Source organism: Streptomyces sp. NPDC059740 (assembly GCF_042733155.1).
Classification (GTDB): Bacteria; Actinomycetota; Actinomycetes; order Streptomycetales; family Streptomycetaceae; genus Streptomyces.
Map to the genome: position 1 here is coordinate 104417 of NZ_JBHWGP010000002.1, position 25628 is coordinate 130044.

At 71.9% G+C, this 25628-nt stretch carries 19 protein-coding genes and 2 tRNA genes; 6 read left to right on the top strand and 15 right to left on the bottom strand.

All coding sequences use genetic code 11. From position 1 onward, the window contains the following. Nucleotides 1-398: 398 nt before the first annotated feature. From ndk to ACFV3R_RS03290, 5 genes are all read right to left on the bottom strand, one after another. Complete coding sequence (gene ndk / locus ACFV3R_RS03270; RefSeq protein WP_385574597.1) at nucleotides 399-812, bottom strand: nucleoside-diphosphate kinase; 414 nt, start codon at nucleotides 810-812, stop codon at nucleotides 399-401. Nucleotides 813-975: 163 nt separating this feature from the next. After that, the gene (locus ACFV3R_RS03275) at nucleotides 976-1353 is read right to left on the bottom strand and encodes a DUF4233 domain-containing protein (RefSeq protein ID WP_385574600.1); all 378 of its coding nucleotides are present in this window, start codon (nucleotides 1351-1353) and stop codon (nucleotides 976-978) included. Nucleotides 1354-1355: 2 nt separating this feature from the next. Next, entirely contained in the window at nucleotides 1356-2927 is a 1572-nt protein-coding gene (locus ACFV3R_RS03280; RefSeq protein WP_385574605.1) for a bifunctional folylpolyglutamate synthase/dihydrofolate synthase, read from the bottom strand. A 154-nt stretch (nucleotides 2928-3081) separates the two neighbouring features. After that, a complete protein-coding gene (locus ACFV3R_RS03285; protein WP_385574609.1) occupies nucleotides 3082-4533 on the bottom strand; it encodes a peptidoglycan D,D-transpeptidase FtsI family protein in 1452 nt (483 codons plus the stop codon). Nucleotides 4534-4956: 423 nt separating this feature from the next. Then, nucleotides 4957-7593: a valine--tRNA ligase gene (locus tag ACFV3R_RS03290; RefSeq protein WP_385574612.1), complete on the bottom strand. Its 2637-nt coding sequence runs from the start codon at nucleotides 7591-7593 to the stop codon at nucleotides 4957-4959. 131 nt (nucleotides 7594-7724) lie between these two features. Here ACFV3R_RS03290 and ACFV3R_RS03295 point away from each other — a divergent pair, with 131 nt between their 5' ends. After that, entirely contained in the window at nucleotides 7725-8690 is a 966-nt protein-coding gene (locus ACFV3R_RS03295) for a hypothetical protein (RefSeq protein WP_385574615.1), read from the top strand. Nucleotides 8691-8829: 139 nt separating this feature from the next. Here the strand turns inward: ACFV3R_RS03295 and clpX are convergent, their stop codons facing one another. The 5 genes from clpX to ACFV3R_RS03320 all read right to left on the bottom strand — a co-directional run bounded on the left by clpX (nucleotide 8830) and on the right by ACFV3R_RS03320 (nucleotide 14137). Further along, a complete protein-coding gene (gene clpX, locus ACFV3R_RS03300) occupies nucleotides 8830-10119 on the bottom strand; it encodes an ATP-dependent Clp protease ATP-binding subunit ClpX (RefSeq protein WP_385574619.1) in 1290 nt (429 codons plus the stop codon). A 185-nt stretch (nucleotides 10120-10304) separates the two neighbouring features. Continuing rightward, on the bottom strand, nucleotides 10305-10964 hold the full coding sequence (locus ACFV3R_RS03305; protein WP_385574622.1) for an ATP-dependent Clp protease proteolytic subunit: 660 nt from the start codon (nucleotides 10962-10964) through the stop codon (nucleotides 10305-10307). A 68-nt stretch (nucleotides 10965-11032) separates the two neighbouring features. Beyond that, the gene (locus ACFV3R_RS03310) at nucleotides 11033-11635 is read right to left on the bottom strand and encodes an ATP-dependent Clp protease proteolytic subunit (RefSeq protein ID WP_385575466.1); all 603 of its coding nucleotides are present in this window, start codon (nucleotides 11633-11635) and stop codon (nucleotides 11033-11035) included. Nucleotides 11636-12342: 707 nt separating this feature from the next. Beyond that, nucleotides 12343-13734 carry a trigger factor gene (gene tig / locus ACFV3R_RS03315; RefSeq protein ID WP_385574626.1) on the bottom strand — a complete coding sequence of 464 codons (1392 nt, stop codon included), beginning with the start codon at nucleotides 13732-13734 and terminating at the stop codon, nucleotides 12343-12345. A gap of 326 nt (nucleotides 13735-14060) precedes the next feature. Further along, nucleotides 14061-14137 (bottom strand) — tRNA-Pro (locus tag ACFV3R_RS03320). A 314-nt stretch (nucleotides 14138-14451) separates the two neighbouring features. Here ACFV3R_RS03320 and ACFV3R_RS03325 point away from each other — a divergent pair. After that, nucleotides 14452-14525: transfer RNA gene (locus ACFV3R_RS03325), tRNA-Gly, on the top strand. Between the two features lie 253 nt (nucleotides 14526-14778). Here ACFV3R_RS03325 and ACFV3R_RS03330 read toward each other — a convergent pair. Continuing rightward, on the bottom strand, nucleotides 14779-14973 hold the full coding sequence (locus ACFV3R_RS03330; protein ID WP_385574630.1) for a hypothetical protein: 195 nt from the start codon (nucleotides 14971-14973) through the stop codon (nucleotides 14779-14781). Nucleotides 14974-15749: 776 nt separating this feature from the next. Between ACFV3R_RS03330 and ACFV3R_RS03335 the strand changes: the two genes are divergently transcribed. Beyond that, nucleotides 15750-17003 carry an acyltransferase family protein gene (locus ACFV3R_RS03335; RefSeq protein ID WP_385574635.1) on the top strand — a complete coding sequence of 418 codons (1254 nt, stop codon included), beginning with the start codon at nucleotides 15750-15752 and terminating at the stop codon, nucleotides 17001-17003. Nucleotides 17004-17151: 148 nt separating this feature from the next. On the opposite strand, the gene ACFV3R_RS03340 is transcribed toward ACFV3R_RS03335, so the two are convergent. After that, entirely contained in the window at nucleotides 17152-18294 is a 1143-nt protein-coding gene (locus ACFV3R_RS03340; protein ID WP_385574640.1) for a PP2C family protein-serine/threonine phosphatase, read from the bottom strand. A 151-nt stretch (nucleotides 18295-18445) separates the two neighbouring features. On the opposite strand from ACFV3R_RS03340, the gene ACFV3R_RS03345 reads away from it, so the two are divergent. Then, a complete protein-coding gene (locus tag ACFV3R_RS03345; RefSeq protein WP_385574643.1) occupies nucleotides 18446-19672 on the top strand; it encodes a GNAT family N-acetyltransferase in 1227 nt (408 codons plus the stop codon). A gap of 28 nt (nucleotides 19673-19700) precedes the next feature. Here ACFV3R_RS03345 and ACFV3R_RS03350 read toward each other — a convergent pair whose 3' ends face one another. Together ACFV3R_RS03350 and ACFV3R_RS03355 are read right to left on the bottom strand one after the other, a co-directional pair. Next, the gene (locus tag ACFV3R_RS03350) at nucleotides 19701-20558 is read right to left on the bottom strand and encodes an Fpg/Nei family DNA glycosylase (RefSeq protein ID WP_385574646.1); all 858 of its coding nucleotides are present in this window, start codon (nucleotides 20556-20558) and stop codon (nucleotides 19701-19703) included. Nucleotides 20559-20632: 74 nt separating this feature from the next. Further along, the gene (locus ACFV3R_RS03355) at nucleotides 20633-21124 is read right to left on the bottom strand and encodes a ribose-5-phosphate isomerase (RefSeq protein ID WP_385574649.1); all 492 of its coding nucleotides are present in this window, start codon (nucleotides 21122-21124) and stop codon (nucleotides 20633-20635) included. A 219-nt stretch (nucleotides 21125-21343) separates the two neighbouring features. Between ACFV3R_RS03355 and ACFV3R_RS03360 the strand changes: the two genes are divergently transcribed. After that, complete coding sequence (locus tag ACFV3R_RS03360) at nucleotides 21344-22822, top strand: amino acid permease (protein ID WP_385574652.1); 1479 nt, start codon at nucleotides 21344-21346, stop codon at nucleotides 22820-22822. 121 nt (nucleotides 22823-22943) lie between these two features. On the opposite strand, the gene ACFV3R_RS03365 is transcribed toward ACFV3R_RS03360, so the two are convergent. Continuing rightward, nucleotides 22944-23561, bottom strand: a complete 618-nt coding sequence (locus ACFV3R_RS03365) for a biotin transporter BioY (protein ID WP_385574655.1) — start codon at nucleotides 23559-23561, stop codon at nucleotides 22944-22946. Nucleotides 23562-23977: 416 nt separating this feature from the next. Here ACFV3R_RS03365 and ACFV3R_RS03370 point away from each other — a divergent pair, with 416 nt between their 5' ends. Continuing rightward, nucleotides 23978-25405 carry an amino acid permease gene (locus tag ACFV3R_RS03370; protein WP_385574658.1) on the top strand — a complete coding sequence of 476 codons (1428 nt, stop codon included), beginning with the start codon at nucleotides 23978-23980 and terminating at the stop codon, nucleotides 25403-25405. Nucleotides 25406-25628 lie beyond the last annotated feature (223 nt).

Consider the following 25628-nt stretch of genomic DNA (forward strand, 5'->3'; position numbering starts at 1 on the left):
GCCGTACTTCATGGTAATCGCGAGGACTCGCCCACTTGCACACGGTGGGACCGTCCCTCGCCATTGTCGGCGCAAGAGGACGCCACCCCCGACAGGAGGGGAGCCGTGTCGCGTGGATGCTTCCCATGATGCACCCGCATATGCCAAAGAGCGACAGGCGACTGAGGTCTTCGGTGGCCTTCCGCGGAACTGCACCTGCCCTGGTGGACCGGCACGGAAGGCCCCGCACAGCAGAAAAGCGGACGGGCCGGGTGAACGCCCGTGGAGGAAAGGTCCGAGACCGTCGCGAAACGCATGGCGGCGGTCATCCGCGACGGCACGGGCCGAAAGGACCGCCGTCGCACCCTCGGGGTTACCGCTTCCGAGGACGTCCGGTGACGGCGGTCCGGTTCCGCCGGTCAGGAAAGACCGGGAAAGAAAATCTTGATCTCTCGCTCTGCGGACTCCTCGGAGTCCGAGGCGTGGATGAGGTTCTCGCGGGTGATGGTCCCGAAGTCGCCGCGGATGGAACCGCTGGGGGCCTTGATCGGGTCGGTCGGCCCGGCCAGCGCCCGCACGCCCTCGATGACCCGCTCACCCTCGACGACGAGCGAGACCACGGGCCCGGAGGACATGAAGGCCACCAGCGGCTCGTAGAAGTCGCGCCCGACGTGCTCGGCGTAGTGCTGCTCCAGGATGTCGCGGTCCAGGGTCCGCAGTTCCATGGCCGTGAGTGACCAGCCCGCCTTGGCCTCGATCCGGCGAAGGACCTCGCCGACCAGGCCGCGTCGGACCGCGTCGGGCTTGAGGAGGACGAGGGTGCGCTGGCTCATGGACGGCTCCTTGCGGGCAGGCGCGGGGTTCGGGCGTTGTGCGCCCGAGGTTACAGGCAGCGACCAGGGCCGACGGGGGCGGGCCACCGGCTGCCGCCACCGGCGCCCGGGACCGCCGGGCCGCCCACGGCGGGGAGCCCCGGGCGGCCGGCGACCGGGGGCCTCAGGCCGGGGTGGCCGCCGCCTCGTCGCCGCCCTGCTCGGCCTCGCTCGCCAATCGCGCCCAGCGGGCCTTGGCCTCGTCGATCCGGCGGCCGAAGTGCACCGAGGCCCACCACAGGGCGGCGAAGACGATGCCGAGGAAGAACATGGTCGGCACCACGAAACCGCTGGCCACCAGGGCCGCCTGGAGCACCCAGCCCAGCGTCACCCCGCCGCGGCGCCCCAGGGCCCCGCACAGCACCACGCACAGCAGCATCGCGACGCCGCTGACCGTCCAGATCGTGGTGTCGGACAGGTCCGAGAGCTGCATGGCCACCAGACCGGCGAAGCCGATGACGAAGAACTCCCCGATCAGGGTGGAGGCGCAGAGCATCCGCATCGTCAGGTGTTCCTTCCCAGCAGCAGCCGGGCCTCGCCGACCGTGATCACCGAGCCCGTCACCAGCACGCCCGCGCCGGCGTACTCGCCCTCCTCCTCGGCGAGGGTGATGGCGGCCTCCAGCGCGTCGTCCAGGCGTGGCTCGACCTGGACGCGGTCGGGGCCGAAGACCTCAACGGCCACGGCGGCGAGCTCGTCCGGGTCCATGGCGCGGTGGCTGGAGTTGCGGGTGACGACGAGCTCCGCGAACAGCGGCTCGAAGGCCTCCAGGAAGCCCCGGACGTCCTTGTCCGCGCTGGCGGCGACCACGCCGACGAGGTGGCTGAAGTCGAAGGCCTCGGAGACCGCCTCGGCCGCCGCACGCGCTCCGCCCGGGTTGTGCGCGGCGTCCAGCACCACGGTCGGGCTCTTGCGGACGACCTCCAGGCGGCCGGGCGAGGAGACCGAGGCGAAGGCCGTGCGGACGGTGTCGGCGTCCAGGGTGCGGGTGTGGTCGCCGCCGCCGATGCCGAGGAACGCCTCCACCGCGGCGAGCGCGACGGCGGCGTTGTGGGCCTGGTGGGCGCCGTACAGCGGGAGGAAGACGCCCTCGTACTCGCCGCCGAGGCCGCGCAGGGTCAGCAGCTGCCCGCCGACGGCCACCTCGCGGGAGACGACGCCGAACTCCATGCCCTCGCGGGCCACGGTCGCGTCGACCTCCACCGCGCGCTTGAGCATCACCGAGGCGGCCTCGACCGGCTGCTGGGCCAGGACGACGGTGGCGTCCTGCTTGATGATGCCGGACTTCTCCCCGGCGATCGCCTCGTGCGTGGCACCCAGGCGGTCGGTGTGGTCCAGCGAGATGGGGGTGATGACGGCGACGTCGCCGTCCAGGACATTGGTGGCGTCCCAGCGGCCGCCCATCCCGACCTCGACGACCGCCACGTCCACGGGCGCGTCGGCGAAGGCGGCGTAGGCCATGGCCGTGAGCACCTCGAAGAAGGAGAGGCGGTACTCCTCCCGCTCGTCGACCATCTGCACGTAGGGCTGGATGTCCCGGTAGGTCTCGATGAAGCGTTCGGCGGAGATGGGGGCGCCGTCGAGGCTGATGCGCTCGGTGACGGACTGGACGTGCGGGCTGGTGTAGCGGCCGGTGCGCAGGTCCAGGGCGGTCAGCAGGGCCTCGATCATGCGGGCCGTGCTGGTCTTGCCGTTGGTGCCGGTGATGTGGATGGCGGGGTAGGCGCGCTGCGGCGAGCCCAGGATGTCCATGAGGGCGGCGATGCGCTGCACCGACGGGTCGAGCTTGGTCTCGCCCCAGCGACCGGCCAGCTCGGCCTCGACCTCCCGGAGCGCCTGGTCGAGCTCGGGGTCCTCGGGGCGGGTGGGCACGTCCGAGGGGGGCGGGCCGGCCTGGGCGCGCAGGGTGCGGCTGCCCGCCTCGATCACCGCCAGGTCGGGGTCTCGTTCCGTCTCGGCGTCGACGATCTCCCCGAAGGCGTCCTCCTCGCCCGGGTCGCCGCCGAGGGCGGACAGGGCCTCGAAGGGGTCGTCGGAGTTGGGGTCGGGGTCGTCGTTTCGGGGGCGCTCGCTCACGCCGTCCAGTCTACGAGCCACCGCCGACAGCGCCGACGCCCCACCGTCCCGGGCGGGGGCCGGGGACGGCCGCGGCCCGCCGCGTCCGCGACCGGACGCGGCGGGCCCTCGGGCCGTCCGCCCCGTGCCGACCCCGCGGCCGGCCCGGCGGGGGTCAGTCCAGTGCGGCCTTCATCATGGCCTTGGCCACCGGCCCGGCCAGGCCGTTGCCGGAGACCTCGGCGCGGGCGGCGTCGGACTGCTGGACCATGACGGCGACGGCCACCTTGTTCCCGGCCTTGTTCTTCGCGTAGGAGACGAACCAGGCGTAGGGCGTGCCGTTGTTGTTCACGCCGTTCTGGGCGGTTCCGGTCTTGGCGCCGACCTCCGCGAGACCGGGGATCTGCGCGTTGGTGCCGGTGCCCTTGTCGACGACCGTCTGCATGGCCGAGCGGAGCTGGGAGGCGGTGCGCTCGGAGATGGGGTCGCCGTACTTCTGGGGGTCCATCGCCTCGACGGTGTTGCCGCCGCCGTCGGTGAGCCGGTCCACCAGCTGCGGGGTCATGAGGTGGCCGTCGTCGGCGATGGCCGAGGAGACCATGGCCATCTCCAGGGGGGTGGCCTGGTCGTCGAACTGGCCGATGCCGGAGAGCGCGGTCTGCGGCTTGTCCATACCGCCGGGGTAGACGCTCTCGGCCGCCCGGACCGGGGTGTCCAGCTTCTTGTCGTTGAAGCCGAACTTCTCGGCCTGCGCCTTGACCTTGTCGGCGCCGAGGTCGACGGCCATCTTCCCGAAGACGTTGTTGCACGAGTACTGCAGTGCGGTGCGGATGGTCGCGTTCTTGCAGGGCGCCGAGGCGCTCTCGTTCTTCAGGACCGTGCTGCTGTCGGGCAGCGGGTAGGGGTTCGGGCTCTTGGTGGGGGTGTCGACGTCCGGGTAGAGGCCGTTCTCCAGCGCGGCGGAGGCGATGACCAGCTTGAACGTGGAGCCCGGGGCGAGCGGCTGGCGCAGTGCGCGGTTGACGTTGGGCTTGCTCGGGTCCTCGGAGAGCTTCTGCCAGGCCTTGGCGTCGGAGCTGCCGGAGCCGGAGAAGTCCCCGGGGTCGTAGGAGGGCGTGCTGACCATGCCGAGGATGTTGCCGGTGTCCGGGTCGAGGGCGACGGCGGCACCGGTCTTGCCCTTCAGCGCGTCGTAACCGGCCTTCTGCACCTTCTTGTCGATGGTGGTGGCCACGTCACCGCCCTTGGGGCGCTGGCGCAGCAGCGCGTCACCGGGCTTGGTGAGGCGGCTGTCGCTGCCGTCGAGCAGCTTCCCGTAGAGGCTCTCCAGCTGGTTGCTGCCGTAGACCTGGGAGGAGAAGCCGGTGACGGGGGCGTACATGGCGCCGTCGGTGTAGGTGCGCTTGTACTTGAGGTTGCCGTCGGTCCTGGTGGAACCGGTGACGGGCTCGCCGCCGACGAGGATGTTGCCCATCGGCTGGGCGTACTTGGCCATGGTGACGCGCGGGTTGTGCGGGTCGTCCTGGTAGGTGCCCGCCTTGGCTGCCTGCACCCAGGTGGCCCAGCCCATCAGGGCGAGGACCAGGGCTATGCAGAAGATCGAGACGCGTCGCAGAGGTCGGTTCATGGGTGGGCGCGGCTCCTGGCTTCGGACGGGGCGGCGGGACGGTTCACCCGTTAGGGCGGTTTTCCATGGAAACGTCGGGTGTGGAGGCCATGGTTCCGCCACCTCATGAGAGGGCGATGAGAAAGGGGCCCGCTCCGGTGCGTGCCGCCGCGGAGGCCGGGCCCCGCACCTTCGCCGGCCGGACCGGAGTCCGGCGAACCGTCCCTTTTGTGGAGTCCTCGCAGGCTAACCGAGCCGGCCGGAACCGGGAAAATCCGTCGCGGACGGTGACGGCCGGTGCGACCCGGCGTGGCCGGCCTGCGGTGTCCGGCGCCCCGAGTGGCCGGCCGGCGGTGTCCGGGAACGCGTGACGGGCCGCACCCGTCCGAGGGGGACGGGTGCGGCCCGTGGTGACACACGGCCGGCCGGTGCGGCCGGCGGGGCTCAGCCCTGCGGCAGCGCCGCGAGCTGCGCGGTGATGCGCTCGATGTCGGCCTCGGCGGTGGACAGCCGGACGCGGATCTTGTCCACGACCTGGTCCGGGGCCTTGGCCAGGAACGCCTCGTTGTTCAGCTTGGCGGTGGTCTGCGTCTTCTCCTTCTCCGCCGCCGCGAGGTCCTTGGTGAGCCGCTTGCGCTCGGCCTCGACGTCGATGGCGCCGGACAGGTCGAGGGCGACCTTGGCCCCGGCCACCGGCAGCGAGGCGGTGGCGGCGAAGTCGTCCCCGGGCTCCTGGAGCCGCAGCAGGGACCGCATGGCGGCCTCGTGCGGTGCCAGCGCGGTGCCGGCCAGGTCCAGGCGGGCGGGAACCCGCTGGCCGGGCTGGAGCCCCTGGTCGGAGCGGAACCGGCGCACCTCGGTGACGACCTGCCGGACGGTCTCGATCTCCCGCTCGGCCGCGGCGTCGCGGAAGCCGGAGTCCTTCGGCCAGTCGGCGATCACGACGGACTCGCCGCCGGTCAGCGTCGTCCACAGGGTGTCGGTGACGAACGGCACGATCGGGTGGAGCAGGCGCAGCGTGACGTCGAGGACCTCGCCCAGGACGCGCTGGGAGACCTCGGCCGCCTCTCCCCCGGCCTGGAACGTGGTCTTGGACAGCTCCACGTACCAGTCGAAGACCTCGTCCCACGCGAAGTGGTAGAGGGCGTCGGAGAGCCGGGCGAACTGGTAGTCCTCGTAGAACGCGTCGACGGCGGCGACGGTCTCGTTCAGCCGGGAGAGGATCCAGCGGTCGGTCGCCGAGAGCTTCTCGGCGGGCGGCAGTTCACCCTCGACCGTCGCGCCGTTCATCATCGCGAAGCGGGTGGCGTTCCAGATCTTGTTGGCGAAGTTGCGGGAGGCCTGGACCCAGTCCTCGCCGATCGGCACGTCCGCGCCGGGGTTGGCGCCGCGGGCCAGGGTGAAGCGGACGGCGTCGGCGCCGTAGGCGTCCATCCAGTCCAGCGGGTCCACGACGTTGCCGAAGGACTTGGACATCTTCTTGCCGTGCTCGTCGCGGACGAGTCCGGTCAGCGCGATGGTGTGGAAGGGGGCCTGGCCGTCCATCGCGTACAGGCCGAACATCATCATCCGGGCGACCCAGAAGAAGATGATGTCGTGGCCGGTGAGCAGGACGTCGGTCGGGTAGAACTTCTCCAGCTCGGCGGTCCGCTCGGGCCAGCCCAGCGTGGAGAAGGGCCACAGGCCGGAGGAGAACCAGGTGTCCAGGACGTCGGTCTCCTGGGTCCAGCCCTCGCCGGCGGGCGGCTCCTCGCCGGGGCCGACGCAGACCTCCTCGCCGTTCGGGCCGTACCAGACGGGGATGCGGTGGCCCCACCACAGCTGGCGCGAGATGCACCAGTCGTGCATGTTGTCGACCCAGTCGAAGTAGCGCTTCGACATCTCCTCGGGGTGGATGGCCACCCGGCCGTCGCGGACGGCGTCCCCGGCGGCCTGGGCCAGCGGGCCGACGCTGACCCACCACTGCATCGACAGCCGCGGCTCCAGCGTGGTCTTGCAGCGGGAGCAGTGGCCGACGGAGTGGGTGTAGGGCCGCTTCTCGGCGACGATGCGGTCCTGTTCGCGGAGGGCGGCGACGATCGCCGAGCGCGCCTCGAAGCGGTCCAGGCCCTGGAAGGGGCCGTGGGCGGTGATGACACCGCGCTCGTCGAGGACGGTGATCGACTCCAGGTCGTGCCGCCGGCCGATCTCGAAGTCGTTCGGGTCATGGGCGGGCGTGACCTTGACGGCGCCGGTGCCGAACTCGGGGTCGACGTGGGTGTCGGCGACGACCGGGATGGTGCGGTCGGTCAGCGGCAGCTTGATGCGGCGGCCGACGAGGTGGCGGTAGCGCTCGTCGTCGGGGTGGACGGCGACGGCGGTGTCACCCAGCATCGTCTCGGCGCGGGTGGTGGCCACGACGATGGAGTCCTCGCCCTCGCCGTAGCGCATGGAGACGAGTTCGCCGTCGTCGTCCTGGTAGTCGACCTCGATGTCGGAGATCGCCGTCAGGCAGCGCGGGCACCAGTTGATGATGCGCTCGGCGCGGTAGATCAGCTCGTCGTCGTAGAGCTTCTTGAAGATGGTCAGGACGGACTTCGAGAGGCCCTCGTCCATGGTGAAGCGCTCACGCGACCAGTCGACGCCGTCGCCGAGCCGGCGCATCTGGCCGAGGATGCGGCCGCCGTACTCCTCCTTCCACTGCCAGACGCGCTCGACGAACGCCTCGCGCCCCAGGTCGTGGCGGGACTTGCCCTCGTCGGCGAGCTGCTGCTCGACCTTGTTCTGGGTGGCGATGCCGGCGTGGTCCATGCCGGGCAGCCACAGCGCCTCGTAGCCCTGCATCCGCTTGCGGCGGGTCAGGGCGTCCATCAGCGTGTGCTGGAAGGCGTGGCCGAGGTGCAGCGAGCCGGTGACGTTCGGCGGCGGGATGACGATGGTGTACGGCGGCTTGTCGCTCTCCGTGCTCGCCGTGAAGTACCCGCGCTCTACCCAGCGTTCGTACAACGGCCCCTCTACGTCGGCCGGCTTGTACTGGGTCGGCAGGTGGGGGTCGCTGGCGTTCGGCCCGCTCGCGGGGCGCTGCTGAGGGTTCTGCGTCACCTCGCCAGTCTACGGGCGAGGATGTAGCGGTCTCGAATCGGTTTGGCACCCGGCCCACCGCCGGCCGCGAACGTCGGAGAGGATGTCCCCTACACAAGAGAAGATCCGGTACTCCGAGGGGGACCTGCTCCATGAGCTTCAACCAGCCGCCGCCGAATCCGTACGGCCAGCCCCAGGGGCAGCCGCCGAATCCGTACGGCCCGCCGCAGGGGCAGCCCCCGGGACCCTACGGGCAGCCCCAGGGCCAGCCGCAGGGCCAGCCCGGTTACGGCTACCCCCAGCAGGGCGGGCAGGCCCCCCAGCAGCAGGGTTACGGTTTCCCGCAGCAGGGTGCGCCGCAGGCCCCCTACGGTCAGCCGCAGGGCCAGCCCGGCTACGGCTACCCGCAGCAGCAGCCCTACGGCGGGATGCCGCCGGCCTCCTCGGGTGGCGGCGGCAAGAAGACCGGCCTGATCATCGGCGGGCTCGTGGTGGTCGTCGTGCTGATCGTGGGCGGGTTCTTCCTCTTCAGCGGCGGCGGGGACGTCGCGCCGTACAAGATGGTGATGCCGGCCTCGATCCTGAACGGCGAGTTCACCAAGAACGACGCGGCCTCCAGCTCGGGCCCCGCCTCGGTACCGGACGACTCCGAGGCGAAGAAGTGGGGCGTGAGCGACGCCCAGTCGGTCTCCGGGCAGTACGCGAAGGCCAAGACGGAACAGATGTCCGTCGCCGGGGTCTACGGCAAGATCGGTGACCCGGAAGGGGCCGTCGACGCCGCGTACGCCGCCTCCGACAAGGAGATGAGCGACGGCGCCAGCTCCAGTGCGGCCAGCTTCAAGATCATCACTCTCAAGCAGCCCACCTCGTACTCCCCGGACGACTTCGACGGTGCGGTGATGAAGTGCTCCGTCAAGCAGATCACCTCCGGCAGCGGCGGCATGACCATCAAGATGCCCTTCACCATGTGCATCTGGGGCGACAGCAGCGCGATCGGCATCGTGACGCACGTCGTCACCCCGACCGTCGGTGACACCAACCCCAGCGGCGACACCGACGCCGAGGCGCTGGCGAACAAGACCGCCCAGATCCGCAACGAGGTCAAGCAGCCCTCCTGACCGCCCCCCCCCCGTGGCTCACCCCGACACGGGTTGAGCGGGCGGGAACGGCAGGCGGAGGCACACACGCGTGAGGGGCGTCGCGCGGTCCGAGGACCGTGCGGCGCCCCTCACGCGTGGTGCGGGTGACGACCGGGCGTCAGGCGCTCTTCTCGTGGTGCTCGCCGGACTCGCCGCCCCGACTGCGCGGGACCAGCGTCGGGTTGACGTTGGAGAGGACGACGTCCTGGGTGATGACCACGCGGGCCACGTCCTTGCGGGAGGGCACCTCGTACATCACCGACTGCAGCACCTCCTCCATGATGGCGCGCAGACCACGGGCGCCGGTGCCGCGGAGGATGGCCTGGTCGGCGATGGCCTCCAGCGCCGGACGGTCGAAGTCCAGCTCCACGCCGTCGAGTTCGAAGAGGCGCTGGTACTGCTTGACCAGCGCGTTACGGGGCTCGATGAGGATCTGGAGCAGCGCCTCACGGTCGAGGTTGTGCACCGAGGTGATGACGGGCAGCCGGCCGATGAACTCCGGGATCATCCCGAACTTCACCAGGTCCTCCGGCATGACCTCCTGGAACTGGTCCTTGGACTCGATCTCGCGCTTGGAGCGGATGGTCGCCCCGAACCCGATGCCCTTGGCACCGGCACGCGACTCGATGATCTTCTCCAGGCCGGCGAACGCACCGCCCACGATGAAGAGCACGTTGGTGGTGTCGATCTGGATGAACTCCTGGTGCGGGTGCTTGCGCCCGCCCTGGGGCGGCACCGAGGCGGTGGTGCCCTCCAGGATCTTCAGGAGCGCCTGCTGCACGCCCTCGCCGGAGACGTCACGAGTGATCGACGGGTTCTCGCTCTTCCGGGCGACCTTGTCGATCTCGTCGATGTAGATGATGCCCGTCTCGGCCTTCTTGACGTCGTAGTCGGCGGCCTGGATGAGCTTGAGCAGGATGTTCTCGACGTCCTCGCCGACGTACCCGGCCTCCGTCAGCGCGGTGGCGTCCGCGATGGCGAAGGGGACGTTGAGCATGCGGGCCAGTGTCTGCGCCAGCAGCGTCTTGCCCGAGCCGGTGGGGCCGAGGAGCAGGATGTTGGACTTGGCGAGTTCGATGCCCTCGTCACCACCGCGCCCGCCGCCGTTCTCGCCGGCCTGGACGCGCTTGTAGTGGTTGTACACCGCGACCGAGAGCGCCTTCTTGGCGGGCTCCTGGCCCACGACGTAGCCCTCGAGGAACTCGTAGATCTCGCGGGGCTTGGGCAGTTCCTCCCAACGGACCTCGGAGGTCTCGGCGAGCTCCTCCTCGATGATCTCGTTGCAGAGGTCGATGCACTCGTCGCAGATGTAGACGCCAGGCCCCGCGATGAGCTTCTTCACCTGCTTCTGGCTCTTGCCGCAGAACGAGCACTTGAGCAGGTCGCCGCCGTCACCGATGCGTGCCACGAGGTGCTTCCCCTTCGCCTGAAGGTCCGCGGTGCCGCGCGAACCCGGGTACGTGCCTAATCGACGGTACCTTGCCGAACCCCTGCTACGGGTCCCCCTTGGCCCGACTCGGTTCTCAAGACCGGTCGGGCCAAGGGGGACACGCGGGGTTTCCCGGCGAGGTGCTTCCTTCCACCCGGGGGCGGTCAGACGCCGAGGCTGCTCTTGCGGGTGGAGATGATCTGGTCGACGAGACCGTACTCCAGGCACTCGTCGGCCGTGAGGATCTTGTCGCGCTCGATGTCCTCACTGACCTCCTCCCGGCTCTTGTGGGAGTGGCGGGAGAGGAGGGTCTCCAGCTGGTTGCGCATCCGCAGGATCTCGTTGGCCGCGATCTCCAGGTCCGAGAGCTGCTCACGGCCGGTCTGGGTGGACGGCTGGTGGATGAGCACCCGGGCGTTGGGCAGCGCCATGCGCTTTCCGGGGGTGCCGGCGGCGAGGAGCACCGCGGCGGCCGAGGCGGCCTGGCCCATGCAGACGGTCTGCACGTCCGGCTTGATGAACTGGATCGTGTCGTAGATGGCCGTCAGCGCGGTCATCGAGCCGCCGGGGCTGTTGATGTAGATCGAGATGTCGCGGTCGGGGTCCATCGACTCCAGGCACAGCAGCTGCGCCATGACGTCGTTGGCGGAGGCGTCGTCGATCTGGACGCCGAGGAAGATCACGCGCTCCTCGAAGAGCTTCGCGTACGGGTCGTACTCGCGCACACCCTGGGAGGTGCGCTCCACGAAGCGGGGCACGATGTAGCGGGCGTCGGGCTGCGGGCCGGTGTAGAGACCGTTGCCGCTGAAGGAGAAGTCGTTCATGTGGTTCACCGTCCTGGTGGCAAGTCGATGGGGGCTGGCTGGGCGGACCGCACGGCCGGCGGCCGGGGTCAGGCGCCCGTTCCGCCGCCGCCCGGCACGTCCGTGGCCGACCCCATGACCTGGTCGATGATCCCGTACTCCCTGGCTTCCTCGGCGGTGAACCAGCGGTCGCGGTCACCGTCGCGGATGATCGTCTCCACGGTTTGGCCCGTGTGCTCGGCGGTGATCTCCGCCATCCGGCGCTTGGTGCGCAGCAGGTAGTCGGCCTGGATCTTGATGTCCGAGGCGGTGCCGCCGATACCGGCGGAGCCCTGGTGCATCAGGATGTCGGTGTTCGGCAGCGCGAAGCGCTTGCCCCGGGTGCCCGCGGTCAGCAGGAACTGCCCCATGGAGGCCGCCATGCCCATGCCGATGGTCACCACGTCGTTGTTGATGTAGCGCATCGTGTCGTAGATGGCGAAGCCCGCGGTCACCGAGCCGCCGGGCGAGTTGATGTAGAGGTAGATGTCCTTGTCCGGGTCGGCGGCCAGCAGAAGCATCTGCGCACAGATCTTGTTGGCGATCTCGTCGTCGACCTGCTGACCGAGGAAGATGATCCGCTCGCCGAGCAGCCGGTTGTAAACCTGGTCGCCGAGGCCACCGGTCATCGGCTCAGCGGCGGCGGAAGGCATCGGAAGAGTCACGTGTCCACCTGCTCGTGTCGGGACGGCCGCAAGCCGTCTCAAGGTCTGCCTCTCGGAGCAGCTCCTCGCCCGCGCCACCACCTGCCGGTGACGGGACTGCGTGGAGCCCTCTCCTCATGTTCATGGACCCTAACGCGCAGGTCGGTGATCACCATCCCGGTGGCGGAACTGTTCGCTGTGAGCGCAGGCCCTGCTCACGGTGCGGAGCGGGCCGTTCGGCGCCTCCCGGCGCGCTCCCGTCCGGGCCCCGCCAGGTCGGACCGGGGCCCGGGGGCGGCCGCCCGCGTGCGGCCTCCCGCCCCCGTGCGAGGGCCCCGTCCGACGACCCCTCGTGGCGGCCGCGCCGACGCGCGCCAGTGGGGGCCGGGCCCGGCAGCCGTCCGAGAGCCGCGGGCACCGGCAGGGCACCGGCCGGGGCGTCCGGAGGCGGCAGCTCCAGAGGCTACTGCCTTGCCCTGAGCGGGGGTTGACGTGCCCGGCGCAGGGCCCCAGGGGCCCTTCCCGGCGCCCGCGGGCCCCTCGTCGCCCCGGGGAGGCGTTGCGAGCGGGCGGGACGCCTCCCCGGGCCGACGAGGGGCCCGCGGGCCGCCCGGGACCGGTCCGGTGGGCGGCCGTACGCCGTAGGCCCCGTACGCCGGTGCGTACGGGGCCTACGGGGCCCTCCGGGGAGGGCGGAGCTGTGCGGAGCCGGAGGATCAGCCCTCGGACTTCTCCTCGTCGCCCTCGGTCGCCTCGGCGGCGGCCTCGGCGGTCTCGGCGCCCTCCTCGGTCTCCTCCTCGTCGTCCAGGTCGACGACCTCACCGTTGGTGTCCTTCACGGTGGCCTTCTCCACGACGACCGCGAGGGCCTTGCCGCGGGCGACCTCACCGACGAGCATCGGCACCTGGCCGCCCTCGACGACCGCCTGCGCGAACTGGTCGGGGGACATGCCGGAGGACTGCGCGCGGCGCATGAGGTGCTCGGTCAGCTCTTCCTGGCTGACGTTGAGCTTCTCGGTGTTGACCAGCTCGTCGAGGATGAACTGGGTCTTGATGCCCTTGACCGCCTGCTCGCGGGTCTCGGCGTCGAACTCCTCCTCGCTCTTGTCCTGCATCTTGAGGTAGGACTCGAGCGTGAGGCCCATCTGGCCGAGCTGGTGGTGCTCCAGGTTGTGCTTGCGGGTCTGGACCTCGTCCGCCAGCAGCTTCTCGGGCACGGGCACCTCGACGAGCTCCAGGAGCTTGTCGAGGACCTTCTCCTGCGCCTGGGTGGCCTGGTCGTACTTCTTCATGCGCTCCAGGCGCGAACGGCTGTCGGCGCGCAGCTCCTCCAGCGTGTCGAACTCGCTGGCGAGCTGGGCGAAGTCGTCGTCGAGCTCGGGCAGTTCACGGGCCTTGACCTCGGTGACCTTGACGGTGACCTCGGCCTCCTTGCCCGCCGCGGAGCCGCCCTTGAGCTCGGAGGTGAAGGTGGCCTCGCCACCGGCCTCCAGGCCCTTGACGGCCTCGTCGATGCCGTCCAGCAGCTCACCGGAGCCGATGGTGTAGCTGACGCCGTCGGCGACGCCGTCCTCGAGGACCTCGCCGTCGACCTTGGCCTGCAGGTCGATCGTGACGACGTCGCCGTCCTGGGCCGCGCGCTCGACGACGTTGGTCGAGGCGAAGCGGTCACGGAGCTGCTCGACGGACTTCTCGACGTCCTCGTCGGACACCTCGACGGCGTCGACCTCGACCTCGATGCCGGAGTAGTCCGGGATCTCCAGGCTGGGGCGGATGTCGACCTCGGCGGTGAAGGACAGCAGCTCGCCGTCCTTCAGCTCGGTGATGTCGACCTCGGGCTGGCCGAGGACGTTCAGCTCACCCTCGTTGACCGCCTCGGTGTAGAACTTCGGGAGCGCGTCGTTGACGGCCTCCTCCAGCACAGCGCCACGACCGAACCGCTGGTCGATGACGCGGGCCGGGATCTTGCCCTTGCGGAAGCCCGGCACGGTGACCTGCTGGTTGATCTTCTTGTACGCCGCGTCGAGGCTGGTCTTGAGCTCCTCGAAGGGCACCTCGACAGTGAGCCGAACCCGGGTCGGGTTCAGGGTCTCCACGGCGCTCTTCACGGTTCGGTCTCCTTGGGGCTGACTTCTGGGGTTCTGCTCTGAGATCCGCCGGCTGCCGCGACACCGTCCGGTGTCACACGCCCGGCTGATCGCGCCCGGCAAACAGACACACGGGCACGCAGCCTGCATAGTAACCGCAAGGGGGATCGCGCCCACAACGTGAGGCCGGACGCAGCGACTGCACGGGACGGGCCGCCGCTCCACAACCCCCGCAGGCCCGGCTTCGCGGCCGCAGGCGCACGCGGGGACGTGGGGAGTCCCACACGCGGGGATCCGGATGAGGGGCCGCGGCCGAGGCGGACTGCGCTCACTCGCGGCGGGACTGCTGGTCGGGGTGGCCGGATTCGAACCGACGACCTTCCGCTCCCAAAGCGGACGCGCTACCAAGCTGCGCCACACCCCGTCGGTGCGACACGTAGCGTACATGGCCGCGGAGCCCCGGTCCCCCGCATTGCCACCGCCCGCCCCCTTGTGCCTCCCCCGCTCTTCCGCGCTCCGGCGCACGCCGGGGGGCGCCGCGCCACGGGGGCCACCGAGGGAGGCGAGAGGGAGAAGGGGGGCGCGGCCGGACCCGGGAGCGAGGTCTGCGTGCGGGCGGCGACGGACCCGCGCCGTGGTGACGGAGAGTCCCGGCGGCGGGCCGGGTGTGCACCACGGGCACCCGAGCCGCTACGATGCACTGCGTACGGCCGCCCCGTTACGGGTCGGTCGGGTCACGCGGGCGTAGCTCAATGGTAGAGCCCCAGTCTTCCAAACTGGCTACGCGGGTTCGATTCCCGTCGCCCGCTCCACACGGCGAAGGGCCGGTGGGAGTCCTCTCCCACCGGCCCTTCGCGTCTTCCCCGCACACCTCTCCTCAGGGCCCGCCCGACGAGGGTTCCGCCGCCTGCCGCCAGCCGGAGGCGCGCAGCGCCGCACCTTCCGTCCGCCGACCGCCTCCGGGGCGCGCCGAGACGCCGCCCCGGCCCCGGACGGGGCGGAGCGGTCAGGGCGCCCTCACCCCTCGCCGCCAGGGCGGCGAGAACCGGGGCAGGAGGCAGGACCTCAGAGGCTGATGTGGTTGATGGTGTTCGCCAGCGAGTTGAGGAACCTGTTGATGGTGGGCGCCATGCCGCTGGAGGCAAGGAAGAAGCCGAACAGTATGGCGACGATCATGGGGCCGGGCTTGATCGACTTCCCCCGGACGAGCACGACCAGGATGACCGCCAACAGCACCACTACAGACAGCGAAAGAGCCACGAAGATCACACCTTCGGTCGGGACGGCCACCGGCCTGGGAAGCGCGCGGCTCCGCACGCCCCCACCTGGCACACCATCGTGCCATCAACTCTCTGCCCCATGAGACCCGGTGACGAATCATCGGCCAAGGCTCGATCCCGTCACCGTAGCAACGACCACCGGCCGGAGGGCCGGACTCCGCACCGGCTCGGCCCGGAGCGCCGCTGGTCCCGGCGTCCGGCAGCCGCGGCGGACCGTCCGGCCCCGCGACCGCAAGCCCGTTTCGGGTGACATACCTCATGCCGTTGACGTATGCCCGCCTCACCCCGCGCCAGGGGGGCCGATGCGCACTACGAGCCACCCCGCCGACACCGCCCCGCCGAGTGGACTACGCCATAAAGCCACCCCGACCTCCCCGTCATAGGTCAACAACACGGACATTTCGCCCGTTGAAGGGTGGTTAGCATCGGACCTCTCCCCCGAAAACCGGCCGGGCCGTCTCGTGCGTGCCCGCCCCCGGAACGGGGTGGACGAGTACGCCTGCCCGGCCGATCACGGGGTAACCGGGGTACGTCGAGGCGGGCCCCGCCGCCCTCCCGGGAGCGGGGGCGGGAGACCCCACAGCAGTCGAGAGACGGTGGAAGGGACATGACGGCCGAGTACGCCGCGGAGCCGGGGAACGGTTTTGCGCACGCAACGGGTGCTACCAGGGTGCGCCGGGTGTTCCACGCTGCCCCCGCAGCGTCCCTCCGCGACAGGCCGCAGACGCTTTTGCCGACGGCCGGACGGGAGGGCATGTGACGAACGCAGAGCGGCCAGGGGAAGGCCGGCAGGACTCCGGGGACACCGGCAGCCGGGAGCGGCGGCCGGGCCGGAGCACGACGGCCACCCGGGAGGACGCGCGCCGCGACCCCGCGGACACGGGCGCCCGCACCGAGCTGCCCGCCGCCCGCCGGGACACCGGCGCCGCACAGCGGCCGGACGAGGCCGCCGCGGCCCGTACCGAGCCGGCCCGGCCGGTGAAGAAGGAGCGCGACGCCTTCTTCGACAACGCCAAGTACCTGGCCATCGTGCTCGTGGCCATGGCGCACTGCTGGGAGCCGCTGACCGACGGCAGCCGGACCGCCGAGGCGCTGTACATGACGGTGTACACGTTCCACATGCCGGCGTTCATCGTCATCTCCGGCTTCTTCTCGCGCAGTTTCGACATGCGCCGGGACCGGCTGCAGCGGCTGGTGACGGGTGTCGCCGTGCCGTACGTCGTCTTCGAGGTCCTCTACAGCCTCTTCAAGCGGTGGGCGGACAACGATCCCGGCCAGCCGATCAGCCTGCTGGACCCGTGGTTCCTCACCTGGTTCCTGGTGGCCCTGTTCATCTGGCGGCTGACGACGCCGCTGTGGAAGATGGTGCGCTGGCCCGTGCCGCTCGCACTGGCCGTCGCCCTGCTGGCCTCGACCTCCGACCTGGGCACCACGCTCGACATGCAGCGGGTGCTGCAGTTCCTGCCCTTCTTCGTCATCGGTCTGGTCATGAAGCCGGAGCACTTCCGGCTGGTGCAGCGCACCTGGGTGCGCGTCGCCTCGATCCCGGTGTTCGCCGCGGCCCTGGTCCTGGCCTACTGGGCCGCGCCCCGCATGACCTCGGTGTGGTTCTACCACCGTGACAGCGCGGAGCAGTTGGGTGTGCCCTGGTGGGTCGCGGTCGTGATGAACCTGGCGCTGTTCGGCTGCTCGCTGGTGCTGACGGCCTGCTTCTACGCCTGGGTGCCGCGCCGCCGGATGTGGTTCACGGTGCTGGGCGCCGGCACGCTCTACGGCTACCTGCTGCACGGCTTCCTGGCCAAGGGCTCGCGGTTCTGGGGCTGGTTCGACAACGACTGGACGCACACCCCCTGGGGCCAGGTGGCGGTGTCGGTGGTCGCCGCCGGGATCGTGACGGTGCTGTGCACCCCGCCGGTGCGCCGGGTCTTCCGCTGTGTGATGGAGCCCCGTATGAACTGGGCCTTCAAGAAGGACCCGTCGGATGCGGCACGGGAACGTCTGACGGCCTGAGCCGGGTGGGCCTGACGGCCTGAGCCGGGTGGGCGGCCGGGATCGGGGAACTCCCCGGCCCCGGCCGCCCTTCGTATGCGCGGGCAGCGGGCCGGGCGGCCGGCCTGTCCGGTGGGGAATCCGGTCAGCCGGTCAGCCGGTCAGCCGGTCAGTCACGGCAGATGAGCAGGAGCGCCCGGTCGTCGTTGACGTCCTTGGCGACGGCCTCGATGAGGTGCCAGGCCGCTCCGGCGAACCCGGTCGCCACGTACCTGTCGGCCTCCCCCGTCAGCCGGTCGATGCCCTCGGCGATGTCGCGGCCGGCCGACTCCACCAGCCCGTCGGTGAAGAGCATGAGTACGTCGCCCGGGCGGAGGGTGCCCTTGACGGGGTCGAAGCTCACGCCGTCCATGATGCCCAGCAGCGGGCCTTCGGCGGCCTTCTCCTCCCAGCGTCCGGTGCCGCCGCTGAGCTGGAGCGCGGGCAGGTGCCCGGCCGAGTACAGCTCGTAGTCGCCGGACTCCAGGTCCAGCACGAGGTGGACGGAGGTGGCGAACCCCTCCTCCCAGGACTGCCGCAGCAGGTAGCCGTTGGCTGCGGGCAGGAAGGCGTGGGGCGGCAGCGAGCCGAGCAGTCCGCCGAAGGCGCCGGAGAGCAGCAGGGCGCGGGAGGCGGCGTCCATGCCCTTGCCGGAGACGTCGGTGAGGACGACCTCCAGGATGGTGTCCTCGTGGGTCCGGGCGGCCACCACGAAGTCGCCGGAGAAGGACTGGCCGCCGGCGGGCCGCAGCGCCATCTCGCGGTGCCAGCCGCCTGGCAGCCGGGGCAGCTTGCTCTGCACCCGGATGCGTTCGCGCAGGTCGAAGAGCATGGTGCCGCCGCGCCGCCACGGCACCCCCACCCGGCTGCGGAACTGGGCGATGAGCAGGCCGATCAGCCCCACCGACCCGACCACCAGCACGGTTCCGGCGGTGACCTGCTCCTGGCCGCTGCCGAGCGGGTCGAGCAGCGAGGCCTCGACCATGAGGCCGAGCGCCGCCCCGCCGTACAGGGCGAGCAGGCTCGCCGGGCGGAGCAGCAGGCCGCCGGCGACGACGGGGAGGACGAGCGCCGTGGGCGCGATCCAGTCGGGCCGGTAGACGGTTCCGGCGGCGATGGCGGGGACGGTGACCAACAGGGCCGTCAGGGCGAGCCAGTCGGAGCCGTCGCCGCGGAAGTGGTCCACGCCGGCCCGGCGCACGGCGATGCGGGCCCGGTGCAGCGCCCTGCGTACCCGGGCCGTGGGTCTCTCCGATCCCGTACCGCGTGCCATTTCCCCGGGAGCCTATCGAGGGCCGGCACCGGTGCGCATGGGGGATACGGGAGGGCGCGCGGGCGCGCAGCGCGCGCTCCGGGAGCGGGGAGGCGCGTGCCGGGGGGAAATGTCCTCGCGCGCCCGTCGGCGGGGGGATAGACATCCGCGCATGGCCATAACTCTCTGCACACTGACGGACGACGAGTGGGACCCCTGGTACGACACTTTGGAAGTGGCCTTCGGCGAGACCATGGCTCTCGGGGAACGCTCCCACGACCGCGCGCTCATCGAGGTGGAGCGGTCCTTCGGGATGCGGGAGGGCGGCGCGTGGGTGGCGACGGCCGGTGCGCACTCCTTCGGTCTGACGGTGCCGGGCGGCGCACTGCTGCCGACGGCGGCGGTCACGTTCGTCTGCGTCCTGCCCACCCACCGCCGTCGCGGACTGCTGCGGGCGATGATGCGGCACCAGCTCGACGACGTACACGCCCGTGGTGAGGCGGTGGCGGCGCTGACCGCCTCGGAGCCCGCCATCTACGGACGGTTCGGGTACGGCGCGGCTACGCAGACCGCCTCGCTGGCCCTGGACACCTGGCGGGTGCCCCTCACCCCGCCGCCGGCCGCGGCCGACGTGCGGCTGCGGCTGGTCGATCCGGTGGCCGCCCTCGACGTGTGCGGGGAGCTCGCCACGCGGCTGCTGCCCTCCCGTCCCGGCATGCTGGCGCGCGGTCCCGCCTGGCGGCAGGTCCCGGTCTTCGATCCGGAGCACCGGCGGGCGGGTGCGAGCCCGCTGCGGTGCGTGCTGGCCGAGGCCGGCGGCGAGGTGGTCGGCTACGCCCGCTACGCGGTCCGCCCGGCGCGGGACGAGGCCGGGCACACCGGAACGGTGCAGGTGCGGGAGGTGACGGCCGCGGGTCCTGCCGGGTACGGGGCGCTGTGGCGGTTCCTGTTCGGCGTGGACCTGACCACGCGGGTCGAGGTCGCCGACCGTCCGCTGGACGATCCGCTGCTGCTCATGGTGGACGACGTGCGGTCCTGCCGTGTCACGGTGCGCGAGAAGCTCTTCGTGCGGCTGGTGGACGTGGGTGCGGCACTCGCGGCACGCGCCTACGCGGCTCCGGTGGACGTGGTGCTGGCGGTCGCGGACGACTTCTGCCCCTGGAACGCGCGGCGTTGGCGGCTGTCGGCGGACGGGGGCGGGGCGGTGTGCGAGCCGAGCGACGCCCCCGCCGACCTCTCCCTCACGGCACGGGACCTGGCCGCCGCCTACCTGGGCGGGACCTCGCTGCGGTCGCTGGCGGGCGCGGGCCGGGTGGTCCAGGAGCGGGCGGGGGCGCTGGCGGCGGCCTCGGCGGCGTTCGCCTCGCAGACCGTTCCCTGGACGCCGTTCTCGTTCTGAGGCCGCGCCCCGCCCGGGTGGCCGGCGGTCAGCGGGGCGGCTGGCAGGTGGGGCACCAGAAGAGGTTGCGGGCAGCGAGCTCGGCGGCGGCGACCGCGCCGCCGCACAGGTGGCAGGCGGCGCCGGCGCGCCGGTAGACGTAGACCTCGCCGCCGTGGTCGTCCACCCGCGGCGGCCGGCCCATCGCCTCGGGGGTGTGCTCGGGCCGGACGGTGTCGATGCGGTTGGCCCGCACCCCGTCCCGCATCAGGACGCACAGGTCGGCCCAGACAGCGTCCCACTCGGCGCGGGTGAGGTCGCGGCCGGCGCGGTGGGGGTCGATGCCGTGCCGGAAGAGGACCTCCGCGCGGTAGACGTTGCCGACTCCGGCGATCACCTTCTGGTCCAGGAGGAGCGCGGCGACGCTGGTGCGGCTGCGGCTGATGCGGGCCCAGGCGCGGTCGGGGTCGGCGTCGGGGCGCAGCGGGTCGGGGCCCAGGCGGGTGTGGACCGCCGTCTTCTCGGCGTCGGTGATCAGGGCGCAGGTGGTGGGGCCGCGCAGGTCGGCCCAGGCGGTGTCGGTGCGCAGCCGCAGCCGCACGGTGTCGGTGGGCGGGGGCGCGGGGTCGGCGCCGAAGGCCTGCTTGCCGAAGAGGCCGAGGTGGATGTGGACCCAGGCGGTGGCCTCGGGCGGGAGGGGGGCGGTCGTGGCCGGCCCGGCGGGCGGGTCGGTGAAGCCGAGGAAGAGGTGCTTGCCGTGGGCCTCGGTGGCCCGGAGCAGCCGGCCGTCGACCAGGGCGGCGCCGTCGGAGAACTTGCCCTGCGGGCTGGTGACCCGCACGCACCGGCCGCCGAACCGTTCGCGGTACTCCAGCGCGAGGCGGTGGATGGTGTGCCCCTCGGGCATGGGACTCCGTCGGGTCGGGGATGCGGTCCGCGGTGGGCTGTCGGGCGGCCGGGCGGGCCGCCCGGAGGCGCCGGTTACTGGTGCGGCTGCGGGTGGTGCGCCGGGATGGGCGGGAGGTCGCCGGAGATCTCGTAGTCCTTGAGCATCTCGATGCGGCGGGTGTGCCGCTCCTCGCCGCTGTAGGGGGTGGCGAGGAAGACGGCGACGAAGCTGGTGGCCTCGTCGGTGCTGTGCATGCGGGCGCCGACGGAGACGACGTTGGCGTTGTTGTGCTCGCGGCCGAGCCGGGCGGTCTCCTCGCTCCAGGCCAGCGCGGCGCGGACGCCCTTGACCTTGTTGGCGGCGATGGCCTCGCCGTTGCCGGAGCCGCCGATGACGACGCCGAGGGACTCGGGGTCGGCGGCGGTGCGTTCCGCGGCGCGCAGGCAGAACGGCGGGTAGTCGTCCTGGGCGTCGTAGATGTGCGGTCCGCAGTCCACGGGCTCGTGACCGTGTTCCTTCAGCCAGTCGACGAGGTGGGTCTTCAGTTCAAGTCCGGCATGGTCGGAGCCGAGGTAGACGCGCATGAGGTCGAGTTTGCCACGGCGGGCGGCGGCGGGGCGCGGCGGGGCGGCGGGTCACACGGGGGTGAGCGTTCTGTTTCCGTCGGTGCCGATCGTGGCCGATCTCTTCCGTCCGGGGCCCGCGGGCCCTTCAATGCCTGGCAACCGTTCGGTCCGTCCGTCCGCCCGCTGCGGCGGGTACGGGCCGGGCCACCGCCGACCGCCACCCGAAGGACGGTGCCGATGAGCACGCACCCACCTGCTCCCGCCGCGCAGTCGCCCCAGGGGGCGCCCGGACCGCAGCAGCAGCCGCAGGGGCTGCGGGCGGGGCTGCGGACCCGCCACATGTCGATGATCGCCATCGGCGGGGTGATCGGCGCGGGGCTGTTCATCGGCTCCGGGGCGGGCATCGCCGCGGCGGGGCCGGGCATCCTGGTCTCCTACGTGATCACCGGCCTGCTGGTGGTCCTGGTGATGCGCATGCTGGGGGAGATGGCGGCGGCCTCGCCGACCTCGGGGTCCTTCTCGGCCTACGCCGACCGTGCGCTGGGCCGGTGGGCGGGGTTCACGATCGGCTGGCTCTACTGGTTCTTCTGGGCGGTGGTGCTGGCGGTGGAGGCCACGGCGGCGGCCGTGATCCTGGCGGGGTGGGTGCCGGCGGTGCCCCAGTGGACGTGGGCGCTGGTGGTGATGGCCGCGCTGACCGGGACGAACCTGATCTCGGTGGGCTCCTACGGGGAGTTCGAGTTCTGGTTCGCGGGGATCAAGGTGGCCGCGATCGTGGTGTTCATCGCGGTGGGGGTGCTGGCCTTCGCGGGCCTGCCGCCGGGGGACGGACCGGTGGGGCTGCGGCATCTGACGGGGGACGGCGGCGGGTTCCTGCCGCACGGGCCGGGGGCGATCCTGTCGGGGATGCTGCTGGTCATCTTCTCGTTCATGGGCAGCGAGATCGTCACGCTCGCGGCGAGCGAGGCGCCGAACCCGGCACGGGCGGTGCGCCGGGCGGTCAACAGCGTGGTGTGGCGGATCGCGGTGTTCTACATCGGTTCGGTGGCGGTGATCGTGGCGCTGCTGCCCTGGGACGACCCGGAGGTGGCCCGTCACCCGTACGTGGCGGTGCTGGACGCGCTGCACATCCCGGGCGCCGGTCCGGTGATGGACGTGATCGTGCTGACGGCCAACCTCTCCTGCCTGAACTCCGGGCTGTACACGGCCTCCCGGATGGCGTTCTCGCTGGGTGAGCGGGGTGACGCGCCGCGTTCCTTCACCCGTCTCAACCGGGGCGGAGTGCCGGCGGTGGCGGTCTGGGCCTCGGTCTCCTTCGGCTTCGTGGCGGTGTTCTTCAGTTACGTGGCGCAGGACACCGTCTTCCGGTTCCTGATGAACTCCTCCGGCGCCATCGCGCTGTTCGTGTGGCTGGTCGTCTGCTTCTCGCAACTGCGCATGCGCCGGGTGGTGGAGCGCGAGGCGCCGGAGCGGCTGACGGTGCGGATGTGGTTCTTCCCGTACCTGACGTGGGCGACGATCGCGTTGATGGCGGGGGTGGTGGTCTACATGTTCGTCAACCCCGACGGCCGGGTGCAGATGCTGCTGTCCCTGCTGGTTGCGGTCCTGGTGCTGGTGGCGGGCCTGGTGGTGCACCGGCGCCGGCCGGGTGCCGGTGCGGGAGCGCAGGAGCCGGCGGGGGACGCGGGGGCGCAGGCCCCACCGGAGCGCGGATGAGACGGGGAGCCGGACCGGCCAGGTGGGGAGAGGTCCGTGGGGCGCGCGGGAACGCCGACGCGCCCCGTCCGGTGACCGGGCGGGGCGCGTCGGGTGAAGCCTGTCGGGACGGGGCGCCCGGTCAGCCGCGGCGGCCGAGCAGCTTCCAGGCGGTGGGCAGGACGCCCATGGCCAGCGCGGCCTTCACCGCGTCACCGACGAGGAAGGGCACGAGACCGGCGGCCAGGGCTCCGGTCAGCGAGAGGTGCGCGGAGAGGGCCAGGTAGGGCACGCCGAGGGCGTAGACCAGCGCCTCGCCCAGCACCACGGTGCCCACCGTGCGCAGCGCGCGCCGGTCGCCGCCGCGGCGGGCCAGGGCGCCGACCGCGGTGGCGGCGAGCATCATGCCCAGGACGTAGCCGAAGGAGGCGCCGCCCGCGCCGGCCTGGGCGCCCGCGAACCACGGGACGCCGGCCACGCCCGCCACCGCGTAGAGGGCCATCGACAGGAAGCCGCGGCCGGCGCCCAGGGAGGCACCGACCAGGAGCACGGCGAAGGTCTGGGCGGTGACGGGGACGGGCGAGCCGGGGATCGGCACGGCGATCTGCGCGGCGAGCCCGGTCAGGACGGCTCCTCCGGCCACCAGGGCGAGGTCCCGGAGGCGGGCGCGCGCGGCGGTGCCGGCGGCGTCCTGCGCGCGGGCGGGGAACAGCACGTCCGCGAGGACCGCGCCGGGGCGGGTGGTGACAGCAGCGCTCATTCGGAACTCCGCGTGGGTGAGGGTGACTGACCGAGCAGCGTTGACGCTAGTGCAAGGGAGCGGCTGCCTCATCGTCCGTCGGTGACAACGCCCGGCCGGTCTCCTTGGAGGCTTCGGAAGGTTGGCGGCGGCCCGACGAGGGCCCGAGCGGGCACCCGGGTGCGGGCGGGTCCGACGCGAGGGCTCGCTGCGGACGGGCGTTGTCGCTGGTCACCGCCGGTGTGTGTGATTCCCCTCACAGGCGCGGGGCTGCCTGCCAGGTGGGGGCCGCGCACCCGGAGGCGGCCCGCGAAAGGCTTTGCCGGAGGGCCGGTCGTCCGGGGACACTGTGGTGTTGCGCCACCAGGCGCCCCCGCCGTCCCGCGAGGCCGCAGCGCGACGGGGCCCGTCCTCACGAGTTGCGAGTCGCCTCCCCCATGCCCCAGCCCGAGTCCCCCGCCGCGCCCGAAGTCCCCGGCGCCGCCCCCGCCGCGAGCGCGCCGACCGCCGAACCCCTGGCGGGTGGCCTGCGACAGCGTCACCTGACGATGCTGGGGCTGGGCGGCGTGATCGGTGCGGGGCTGTTCGTCGGCTCGGGCGAGGGCATCGCCATGGCCGGGCCCGGTATCACTGTCTCGTACCTGATCGCCGGCGTGCTGGCGATGCTGGTGATGCGGATGCTCGGCGAGATGTCCGCGGCGATGCCCGCCTCGGGGGCGTTCTCGGTGCACGCGGAGCGGGCGCTGGGCCGCTGGGCCGGGTTCAGCGTGGGCTGGCTGTACTGGTTCATGCTGGTGGTGGTCCTCGCCGTGGAGGCGACGGGTGCCGCGCAGATCGCCCACGGCTGGCTGCCCGGCGTACCCCAGTGGGGCTGGGTCCTGCTGTTCATGCTGTTCTTCACCGGGACCAACCTGGCGGCGGTCAAGAACTTCGGCGAGTTCGAGTTCTGGTTCGCGACGCTGAAGGTCACCGCGATCGTCGTGTTCCTGGTGCTGTGCGTGCTGGCGATCTTCGGGGTGCTGCCGGACACCGACCCGGTGGGTCTGTCCAACCTGACCGGCCAGGGCGGTTTCCTGCCCCGCGGCTGGAGCGGTGTGGTCTCCGGCGTGCTGGCCGTGGTCTTCGCCTTCGGCGGGCTGGAGGTCGTCACCATCGCCGCGGCCGAGTCCGACGACCCGGCGCGCTCGGTGGCGCGGGCGGTGCGCAGCGCGGTCTGGCGCATCCTGCTGTTCTACGTCGGGTCGATGCTGGTGATCGTGGCCCTGCTGCCGTGGACGCGGATCGTGCCGGGGCACAGCCCGTACGTCGCGGTGCTGGACACCATCGGGGTGCCGGGCGCCGCGCAGATCATGAACGTGGTGGTGTTCGTGGCGCTGCTCTCGGCGCTCAACGCCAACCTCTACGGCTCCTCGCGGATGGTGTTCTCGCTGGCCGAACGCGGTGAGGCGCCGCGGGCGCTGCTGCGGACCTCGCGGGGCGGCGTGCCGCGGCCGGCGGTGCTGGCCTCGGTGGCCTTCGGCTTCGTCTCGGTCCTGCTCAACCTGGAGTGGCCGGACACGGTCTTCGGTTACCTGCTGAAGGCGGTCGGCGCGGTCCTGCTGTTCGTCTGGGCCCTGATCGCCGTCTCCCAGCTCCGGCTGCGGCGGCGGCTGGAGGCCGAGGCGCCGGAGAAGCTGGTGCTGAAGGTGTGGGCGTTCCCGGCGCTGACCTGGGCGACGCTCGCGGTGATGGCGGCGGTCCTGGTGCTGATGCTGCTGGACGACGCGGCCCGGCCGCAGGTGCTGTGGTCGGCCGGCGCGACCGCCCTGATCCTGGTCGTGGCCGGGGTGCGCGAGGTGCTCAGCCGGCGGACCGCACGCGGCTGAGAGACCGTCCGCCCCGCGCCGCCCGGCAGCGCGGGGCGGGAGGCCGTCCCGTGCCGCGGGCTCGGCGCGGCGGGCGTCCGAGCGTCCCCGGGGCGCCCTGCGGGGTGGCGCTTCGCCCGCCGGACACCCCGCCGTCACGGTGAGCAACTCTTCGACGGATTTCGGACACGGAGTGCAACGCCGGCGTCTGCATGGTGAGCAGAAACCGGTTGAGGTTGTTCCG